Raw genomic sequence first — 8,078 nt, 5'->3', positions numbered from 1 at the left:
CCGCGATCTGGCACAACCGGACCACCGGCCAGCCCGTGACGAGATCCCTGATCGCCTACGACCACTGAACCAACTTCGGACTTACTCGTCTAGGTGCGGAGCGTGTCGACGAGCTTCTGAATCCGGGCGCGGATGTCGTCGCGTACCTGGCGGACGACGTCGAGAGGCTGGCCGGCCGGGTCGGTGAGCTTCCAGTCTTCGTAGCGTTTGCCGGGAAAGATGGGACAGGCGTCGCCGCAGCCCATGGTGATGATGACGTCGCTGGCTTCGGCCGTGTCCCAGGTGAGCTTGGCAGGGACCTGGCCGGTGATGTCGATGCCGACCTCGCGCATGGCTTCGACGGCGACGTGGTTGATCTGGTTGGCGGGTTCACTGCCTGCGGAGCGGACCTCAACGGTGTCGCCGGCGAGGTGGCGCAGCCAGCCGGCGGCCATCTGGGAGCGGCCGGCGTTGTGGACGCAGACGAACAGGACGGTGGGCTTGCTGCTCATCGAGCTTCGGTCTCCCGGGTGAGGTGGGGCACGACGACGGCGTCGGCCGCGTCGGCGGCGTGGGGGTACCAGGCGGCGAGGGCCGCGACGGCGACCAGGCCGCCGACGAGCTGGGCGGCGATGAAACCGGGTAGCGAGGTTGGAGCGATACCGGCGAAGGTGTCGGTGAAGGCCCGGCCGATGGTGACGGCGGGATTCGCGAACGACGTCGACGAGGTGAACCAGTAGGCCGCGCCGATATAGGCGCCCACAGCGGCCGGAGCGGCTGTGGTGCGGCCGGAGCGGGCGAGGGCGAAGACCAGGACGACCAGTCCGGCGGTGGCGACCACCTCGGCCAGCCACAGGTTTCCCCCGGTCCGTTCGGTGCGGGACCAGGCCACCGCCGGCAGGCCGAACATCACGTCAGCCAGGACCGCGCCGGTGATCGCGCCGCCGGTCTGGGCGGCGGCGTAGGCGGCGAGGTCCCGCCCGGTCAGGCCGGTGCCGGAGCGGCGGCCGAGCCACCAGTCGACGGCGGAGACGACCGGGTTGAAGTGTGCTCCGGACACCGGGCCGAAGGTCAGGATCAGCGCGCCCAGGGCCAGGGCGGTGGCGATCGCGTTTTCCAGGAGTTGGAGACCGACGTCGGTGGGGGAGAGCCGGGCGGCGGCGATCCCGGAGCCGACCACGGCGGCGACCAGCAGGGCGGTGCCGGCGAACTCCGCCGAGGCTCGCCGGGGCAGGGCAAGGCTCACGCGGTGCTGCTGGCGGCCGGGGCGGCGGAGATGTCCAGGAGCGCCCCAAGTTGCCGGAACGCTTCCGGTTTCACCCGGTACCAGACCCAGGTGCCGCGCCGCTCCGAGTCGACCAGGCCCGCCTCGCGCAGCACCTTGAGGTGGTGAGAGATGGTCGGCCCGGACAGGTCGAACGCCGGGGTCAGGTCGCAGACGCACATCTCCGGCACCGAGGCGATCATCGACATCAGCCGCAGCCGGATCGGATCCCCCAGGGCCTTGAACAGCGGTGCGACCATCGCGGCCTGCTCGGCGTCCATGGGGCGGACCGCGAGCGGGGAGCAGCAGGCCACGGCGTTGAGGTCCACCACCGGCAGCTCTTGTTTCGACATGCCTCTACCTTGACAGATTTCAAAACAGGGTGCAACGTAGGTCTTGCTTCGACAAGCATCTAGACAAGGAGATGGCCGTGTCCCGTGTCCAGCTCGCCCTGCGGGTATCCGACCTCGAAGGCTCCGTAGCCTTCTACGCCAAGCTGTTCGGCGTCGAGCCGGCCAAGCGCCGCCCCGGCTACGCCAACTTCGCCGTCGAGAACCCGCCGCTCAAGCTCGTCCTCCTGGAGGGCGAGGCCGACCAGCCCACCGTCATGGACCACCTCGGCGTCGAGGTCACCAGCACCGACGAGGTCAACGCCGCCACCAAGCGCCTCACCGACTCCGGCCTGATCACGCTGGAAGAGAACAACACCGACTGCTGCTACGCCCTCCAGGACAAGGTGTGGGTGCACGGCCCCGGCAACGAGCCGTGGGAGGTCTACACCGTCAAGGCCGACTCCCCGCAGTTGGACAAGGCCACCGACAGCGCGTGCTGCACCCCGGCCGCCGAGACGGAGCCGGCCACCAGCGGGGCCGCTTCGAGCTGCTGCTGATCTTTCCGCTCTCGCGCGCCCGTCGTCGGTCTAGGAGGCGGGCGCGCAGTCCACTGTCGCATTCCCGTGCCTCAGCCGTCAGGCAGGAGCGAGACGGCGGGGCGCGCCGTCACGGCTGCATCGAGGCTGAATACTCTCGGCATGAACCAGATCTGGCCGGTTCTTCTCGTCGCCGCGCTTGGTGTCACCGGTACCCTCGGGGCCGCTATTTCGACCCAGTTCCTCACCACTCGCCGCGAGGACCGTCGGTGGAACTTGGAGCGCGAGCGAGAGCAGGAACGCTGGGAGCGGGAGCGCCAAGACCGAGCGGCGCAGTGGCAGCGAGAGGACGAGCTTCGGCACCGCGAGTCACGCGAAGAGACCTACAAACAGTTCATGCAGACCATCTGGAACTGGGGTCGAAAAGCGGCCGACATCAGGCAGATGATCGAGGCCGGAGAGGGTCATCTGTTCATCGTGGACACCGATGAACTCTACGAGGCCAGCGTAAAAGCCGTAGGCATCATGGCGGAACTGGAGCTTTCGGCCTCCGCGCCGGTCCGAGACTCCGCCCGTGAATGCTGCGACCTCATGTCGAGGTTCGTCTCCGAAGTGGATGCCGTACTTCCCATCTCGGAAGGAGCGGATGCACTCGACGTGCCTGTCAGGCTTCACGACAGCTACAAGGTTGTTGCCAGAAAGACCGTTGAACTGATGCGCGCCGATCGTGGCCTCATGTCTCTGGACGCAACCAATCCGCATATGCAACCCGATGTGATCCAACGGCTGGTGCCCAGGACGATCAGCGACAGCTACCGACCTGCGATGTCGATCACCTGAACGGCGTTCCTCGCCCACCCGGCTTGCGTTTTGTTCCGGCCCTGGCGTTCGCGAACTGTCGTTGGCGCTGGTCTCGTTGCTGCCGCTGCCAGTCCTGTCGCCGGTGGCCGCGTCGTTGCTGATAGAGGTGGGCGATCACGGCCAGCGCCATCCACCCGGACAGAACCAGGCCTGCCGCTCCGACCACCCCTTGCAGCCGGCCCCGATGTCCGCTGAGGATGCCGAAGTCGGTCACGAAGTCATCCGGGTCGTCGGGGTTGACCCAGATCCGCACCGCGCTGCCGGCCGCCAGGCAGACCTCCCAGCAGCCAACCTCGGCCTGACGCGGAGCACCGGCGAAGGGCAGCCACAACATGACCATCCCGACCACGAGGCCGAGCGCGTAGACGGGGTAACGGACGCGCCACCAGCTTCGCAGGATCTGCACGGTGGCCATGGTGGCAGTCGATGTCGACGAGCGGCGGTACGTTGACCGGGTGACGGAACAGATGCTCCGGTCGTCGTTCGGCGCGGCGGCGACCGCGTACGCGGAACACCGCCCGGATTACGCGCAGGCCGCGGTGCGGTGGGCGCTGGAGCCCTCCCTCGGCCTACGTGTGCTCGACCTGGGCGCCGGCACCGGCAAGCTGTCCGCGACGCTGGCGGCGGTGGGCGCGGACGTCGTGGCTGTCGAACCCGACCCGGCGATGCTCGGCGAGCTGCGCCGTGCGGTGCCGACCGTCAGTGCCCTGCCGGGCAGCGCCGAAGCCATCCCGTTGCCGGACGGGTCCGTCGATGCCGTGCTCGCCGGCAACGCCCTGCACTGGTTCGACATGGCCGTCGCAGGGGCGGAGATCGCCCGGGTCCTCGTACCCGGCGGTGTCCTGGCCGGTCTGTGGAACATCATGGACGACCGGGTCGACTGGGTTGCCGGGCTCGAACGGGTCAGCGGGAGTGCGGCGATCGGCCCGCGTGACACGTTGAGCAGTTGGCGCGCCGCGACGGCGGGCATGCTCGTCCCGAGTGCCGGCCTGGTCGCCCGGTTCGGGTCGACGGAGCAGGTCGAGTTCCCGCACGGGCAGCGCCGTAACGCCGACTCGCTCGTCGCGACGCTCGCGACACGGGCCGGGATGCTGGTCATGCCGGAAGAGGAGCGAGTGGGCACCCTCGGCCGGATCCGCTCCTTTCTCGGGAGCCGAGCCGAAACCGCGAACGGCGAGTTCACGCTGCCGATGCTGACCGGCGTGCTGCGCGCCCGGCGACGCTGACGGCCGGCGAACCGACATCTGGGCGGTGCCACGCGGGATGCTGCCGTAGATGTAGGCGCTGTGCAGCAGACCATCATCGAACGACTCGGCTGTCCGAGCGCGTGCCGCGTCGACAACACCGGCGAAGGCGGCCGGGACCTGTCTCAGTGCACCCTCACGCGCAATCCATCCCTCGGCGTCCAGTCCTCGTCCGGCCATGGGGACACTCTGCCGGAGCGGGCAACGACGATCACCCGCCAACCGGACGATCGTGGAGTCCTACTGCTCTGCCCAGGCGCCTAGCTCGTTGCCGCTGGGGTCGGTGAAGTGGAACCGTCGCCCACCGGGGAACTCGTACGGCCCGTCCACCACCTGACCGCCGGCCTCCTTGACGGCCTGCACGGACCGGTCCAGGTCGCTTGAGTAGAGCAGCACGAGCGGCCCGCCCGCCCGGACCTCCCTGTCCAGACGGAGACCGCCGACCTCGGGCGCGGCGTCGCCGTGGGGACTGCGGATGCCGGCGTACTCCGGCCCGTAGTCGTTGAACTGCCAATCGAACGCGTCGGTGTAGAACCGCTTGGCCACGGCGAGGTCGGTCACCGTGAGCTCGACGTAGTCGATGGCGTGGTGTCGGTGGGGCGATGGCTCAGACATGCGCCGATCGTGCATCCCGGGTACGACGAAACCCCGAGACGCAACGAAAGGTTGCGCGATGGTCGCGGGCTGCCGTAGGTTAAGTGCAACCAAAGGTTGCGAAAGGTTGTGGACATGGAACAGGGAACGATCGAACGCGACATCCACGTCAACGCGTCCCCCGAGGTCGTCTTCGAGGTGGTCAGCCAGCCCCAGCACATGCGGGAGTGGTGGCCCGACGATGCGCGGTTCGAATCCGTCGTCGGTGCGCCCGGCGAGCTGATCTGGCGCGACGCCGACACCGGCGAGACGAAGACCGTGGCGATCGCCGTCGTCGAGGTCGACCCGCCCAGGCGGTTCGCCTTCCGGTGGTGCTTCACCGAGCCGGACCGGAACGGGCAGGCGCTCTTCGTCACCTTCGACCTGGTGCCCAGCGGTGGCGGCACACTGATCCGGATGACCGAGACCGGGTTCCGCGAGCTGGGTTGGGAGGTCGCTGTCCTGGAAGAGCAGTACCGCGACCACGAGAACGGTTGGGATCACTACATGCCCCGGCTGGGCGAGTACGTCGTGCGGCTGGTCGCGACCCCATGAGCGCGGTGGTCGACGACGAGCTGTGGTCGGCGATCGGCGACCCGATCCGTCGTACGATGATCGACCTTCTTCTCGCTGACGGGCCGGGCACGGCCACCTCGTTGAGCAGACGGCTACCCGTCACCCGTCAGGCCGTCTCGAAGCACCTTGCGGTCCTCGACCGGGTTGGGCTGATCCACGCCGAACCGGCCGGTCGCGAGCGTCACTACCAGGTGGACGAGGCGCAACTCGCCCGCGCGGCCGCCCAGCTGTCGGCGGTCGGCTCCACCTGGGACGCCCGCCTCCGCCGGATCAAGCGCATCGCCGAGGCGATCGAACGCACCCGCACCAACGACGAAGGAGACTGATAATGGTCGACATCCTGCACCGGGTCGGCGTCGTTGCTCCGCTCGACGACGTCTACCGAGCGGTGGCAACGCCGGAGGGCCTCGCCGCCTGGTGGACCACCGACACGGTGGGCAAGAGCGAAGTCGGTGGACAGTTGGCCTTCCGGTTCGGCGATGCCGGCGGCTTCGACCTGGAGGTCCTGGAGCTGAACCCCGCCGGGCGGGTGCGGTGGCGCGTCGTCGACGGCCCCGAGGAGTGGGTCGGCACCGAGGTCGACTGGCGTCTCGACCAGCGCGGCGAGTACACGATCGTCCAGTTCGCGCACCAGGGCTGGCGCGAGCCGGTCGAGTTCATGCACCACTGCAGCACCAAGTGGGCGTTGTTCCTGATGAGCCTCAAGGAGCAGGTGGAGACCGGCCACGGCCGACCGGCCCCGGACGACGTCCGGATCAGCGACTGGCACTGACCTCGGTGCCGGCTGCCTCGCCGGGCAATCGCGAGCTCCGCCTGGAGATCGCGATTGCCCCGGCGATCAGGCCGAGGGCCACGATCGCCATGGGCACAGCAGCAGCGTCGGGCGTGCGCCGATGGCACCCACCAGTGGCCCACCGAGCATTGTGCCCAGCGGCACCGCCAGCACGAGGATGCCGCGAGGGGAATCGCCCCGAGCGCGCTGGCCCGCAGAATCGCGTCCCAACCGGCGAGTTGCGCGCCGCTGCGCCCGCGCAGCAGCGACCGAAGACGACGGTCCCGGCCGCGCTGGGCAGTGTGTACGCCGCCAGGTGAACCGCTGATCGTGCGGGGCGAGTTGGATGGCGAGCCAGGTCACCGCGACCACCGCCAGGCCGTCGCCCAACGCGGAGACGGCCAGCCCGGGTAGGACGCGTCGGAGTTGCGGGTGACTGACCACCGGCCAGTACGGAGAGGAGCGCGGGAATCGGGAGGCGTCCATGCTCTCAGCTCACCCGGCGCGGCACCTGCGGATCAATACCTACTGCTGGCAGCAGAATCAGCCGAGGGTGAACGGCCGGATCACCGTTGCGGGCCGTCGTTTCGGCGGGCAGCACGGAAGGAAGAGCCGATGCTCGCCACGATCGAACCCACCGAGGCGAGCGACACCGCCACAGTGCCGGCCGTGTCGGCCCCGCCGTCCCCGGTCACCTTGAGGATGATGCCGGTGACCATGAGGACGACCGACAGGGCCAGGACCACCTGGATGGCTCGTCTGCTCATGGCGGCATCTCACTCTCGGTCGGCGGGAGATCGACTCGGGTTCCTTGACGTCGGGGCGATGACTGCTCGACTTTCCGGAACCCGAGCCGATCAAACCGCTACTCCGTGCGGTAGACCGAGATGTGCGACGGGCTGTCGGCCTGGAACGGTCGCCGGTGCCAGTCGGCGTACCGCTCGGTGAGCCGGAGCCCGGCCCGCTGCGCCATCTCGTCGATCTGGTGCGGCCAGGCGTACCGCATGGCGAACGGCTTCAGATGCACACCGTCCGCGTCGAACGTGATCGTCTGCCGGATGAACCGCTGCGCCGGCCGGTCGTACCGGTGCAGTCGGATCGTCGCGGAGTCCTCGGTCACGGCACGTACCTGCACCTGCTCGTCCTCGTCGAAGTCACGCGGGTCGGGCACGAACGTCTCGATGACGAACGCGCCGCCGGGCGACAGCACCCGGGCGACGTTGCGGAAGCAGTCCGCCTGCCGCTCGGCGTCCACCAGGTTGAACAGGGTGTTGAAGACCAGGTACGCGAGCCGGAACTCACCGGCCACCGGCACGTCCGCCATGTCGGCGACGACCACCGGGATCTGGTCACCGCCGGGCTTCGCCCGCAGGTGCGCGAGCATCTCCTCGGACGCCTCGACGCCGTGCACGGCGAGGCCGCGTTCGGCCAGCGGCAGCGCGACCCGGCCTGTGCCGATCGCCAGTTCGAGAACCGGACCCCCGTCGGCCAGGTCGGCCAGGAAGTCCACCGCTGGCGCGGGGTCGGGGTTGCCGGGGCCGTCGTAGTCGGCGGCCCAGAGCCGGCCGAAGAGGCCGGGATCGTCGAAGACCGACATCAGCGGCCTCCGGGGGTGAAGTCAGTGGCGCTCAGCAGCGCCGAAGGAACAGTCCTGCTCACGAAGTCTCGATTCGTCGGGTCGGATGACGGTTGGTTCGGAGGACTTCGTCGTGTCGGGCATGGTGGCTGCTCCCTTCGCGTGACTGTCGACCGAGGACACCAGACACGTCGTGGGGGCCGGCCCGCCCAAAAGCCACCCCCGGCCCCCCCCCGGCCGGGGGGGCCGGGGATTGGGTGGGGGTCACCGATTGGGCCAGGGGGGGGGTGTTTGCGCCCCCCCAC

The 8,078-nt window shown here is 69.1% G+C and carries 13 protein-coding genes and 1 pseudogene; 6 read left to right on the top strand and 8 right to left on the bottom strand.

The window, feature by feature from the left end; genetic code table 11:
• Nucleotides 1-89: 89 nt before the first annotated feature.
• The 3 genes from ACIBEF_RS30875 to ACIBEF_RS30865 are packed head-to-tail and all read right to left on the bottom strand — an operon-like array spanning nucleotide 90 to nucleotide 1,596.
• Complete coding sequence (locus ACIBEF_RS30875) at nucleotides 90-491, bottom strand: arsenate reductase ArsC (protein ID WP_396796892.1); 402 nt, start codon at nucleotides 489-491, stop codon at nucleotides 90-92.
• Nucleotides 488-1,225, bottom strand: coding sequence for an aquaporin (locus ACIBEF_RS30870; RefSeq protein ID WP_396796891.1), 738 nt, complete (start codon nucleotides 1,223-1,225; stop codon nucleotides 488-490). Before ACIBEF_RS30870 ends, ACIBEF_RS30875 begins: the two co-directional genes overlap by 4 nt.
• Nucleotides 1,222-1,596: an ArsR/SmtB family transcription factor gene (locus ACIBEF_RS30865; RefSeq protein WP_396796889.1), complete on the bottom strand. Its 375-nt coding sequence runs from the start codon at nucleotides 1,594-1,596 to the stop codon at nucleotides 1,222-1,224. Before ACIBEF_RS30865 ends, ACIBEF_RS30870 begins: the two co-directional genes overlap by 4 nt.
• Nucleotides 1,597-1,673: 77 nt before the next feature.
• Here ACIBEF_RS30865 and ACIBEF_RS30860 point away from each other — a divergent pair, with 77 nt between their 5' ends.
• Both ACIBEF_RS30860 and ACIBEF_RS30855 read left to right on the top strand, forming a co-directional pair.
• Nucleotides 1,674-2,132 carry an ArsI/CadI family heavy metal resistance metalloenzyme gene (locus tag ACIBEF_RS30860; protein WP_396796887.1) on the top strand — a complete coding sequence of 153 codons (459 nt, stop codon included), beginning with the start codon at nucleotides 1,674-1,676 and terminating at the stop codon, nucleotides 2,130-2,132.
• A gap of 141 nt (nucleotides 2,133-2,273) precedes the next feature.
• Nucleotides 2,274-2,951: a hypothetical protein gene (locus tag ACIBEF_RS30855; protein ID WP_396796885.1), complete on the top strand. Its 678-nt coding sequence runs from the start codon at nucleotides 2,274-2,276 to the stop codon at nucleotides 2,949-2,951.
• On the opposite strand, the gene ACIBEF_RS30850 is transcribed toward ACIBEF_RS30855, so the two are convergent.
• Complete coding sequence (locus ACIBEF_RS30850) at nucleotides 2,944-3,378, bottom strand: hypothetical protein (protein ID WP_396796884.1); 435 nt, start codon at nucleotides 3,376-3,378, stop codon at nucleotides 2,944-2,946. The two genes, ACIBEF_RS30855 and ACIBEF_RS30850, sit on opposite strands and share 8 nt — an antisense overlap.
• A gap of 7 nt (nucleotides 3,379-3,385) precedes the next feature.
• On the opposite strand from ACIBEF_RS30850, the gene ACIBEF_RS30845 reads away from it, so the two are divergent.
• Nucleotides 3,386-4,198, top strand: coding sequence for a class I SAM-dependent methyltransferase (locus ACIBEF_RS30845; protein ID WP_396796896.1), 813 nt, complete (start codon nucleotides 3,386-3,388; stop codon nucleotides 4,196-4,198).
• Nucleotides 4,199-4,456: 258 nt separating this feature from the next.
• On the opposite strand, the gene ACIBEF_RS30840 is transcribed toward ACIBEF_RS30845, so the two are convergent.
• On the bottom strand, nucleotides 4,457-4,831 hold the full coding sequence (locus ACIBEF_RS30840) for a VOC family protein (RefSeq protein ID WP_396796883.1): 375 nt from the start codon (nucleotides 4,829-4,831) through the stop codon (nucleotides 4,457-4,459).
• Between the two features lie 114 nt (nucleotides 4,832-4,945).
• Between ACIBEF_RS30840 and ACIBEF_RS30835 the strand changes: the two genes are divergently transcribed.
• The 3 genes from ACIBEF_RS30835 to ACIBEF_RS30825 are packed head-to-tail and all read left to right on the top strand — an operon-like array spanning nucleotide 4,946 to nucleotide 6,197.
• A complete protein-coding gene (locus ACIBEF_RS30835; RefSeq protein ID WP_396796882.1) occupies nucleotides 4,946-5,404 on the top strand; it encodes an SRPBCC domain-containing protein in 459 nt (152 codons plus the stop codon).
• Entirely contained in the window at nucleotides 5,401-5,751 is a 351-nt protein-coding gene (locus tag ACIBEF_RS30830) for an ArsR/SmtB family transcription factor (RefSeq protein ID WP_396796880.1), read from the top strand. The genes ACIBEF_RS30835 and ACIBEF_RS30830 overlap by 4 nt, the downstream gene beginning before the upstream one ends.
• A 2-nt stretch (nucleotides 5,752-5,753) precedes the next feature.
• Nucleotides 5,754-6,197: an SRPBCC domain-containing protein gene (locus tag ACIBEF_RS30825; RefSeq protein ID WP_396796879.1), complete on the top strand. Its 444-nt coding sequence runs from the start codon at nucleotides 5,754-5,756 to the stop codon at nucleotides 6,195-6,197.
• Nucleotides 6,198-6,379: 182 nt separating this feature from the next.
• Here ACIBEF_RS30825 and ACIBEF_RS30820 read toward each other — a convergent pair.
• The 3 genes and pseudogenes from ACIBEF_RS30820 to ACIBEF_RS30810 form a co-directional block, all read right to left on the bottom strand.
• Nucleotides 6,380-6,683, bottom strand: a pseudogene (locus tag ACIBEF_RS30820) (MFS transporter); the annotation flags it as partial.
• A gap of 80 nt (nucleotides 6,684-6,763) precedes the next feature.
• Nucleotides 6,764-6,964: a hypothetical protein gene (locus tag ACIBEF_RS30815; protein ID WP_357201727.1), complete on the bottom strand. Its 201-nt coding sequence runs from the start codon at nucleotides 6,962-6,964 to the stop codon at nucleotides 6,764-6,766.
• Nucleotides 6,965-7,062: 98 nt separating this feature from the next.
• The gene (locus tag ACIBEF_RS30810; protein ID WP_396796877.1) at nucleotides 7,063-7,794 is read right to left on the bottom strand and encodes a class I SAM-dependent methyltransferase; all 732 of its coding nucleotides are present in this window, start codon (nucleotides 7,792-7,794) and stop codon (nucleotides 7,063-7,065) included.
• Nucleotides 7,795-8,078: the final 284 nt, after the last annotated feature.

Source organism: Micromonospora sp. NPDC050795 (assembly GCF_044456785.1).
Lineage (GTDB): Bacteria > Actinomycetota > Actinomycetes > Mycobacteriales > Micromonosporaceae > Micromonospora.
The sequence above is the reverse complement of the archived record's forward strand: the minus strand, read 5'-3'. Positions and strand labels throughout refer to the sequence as shown.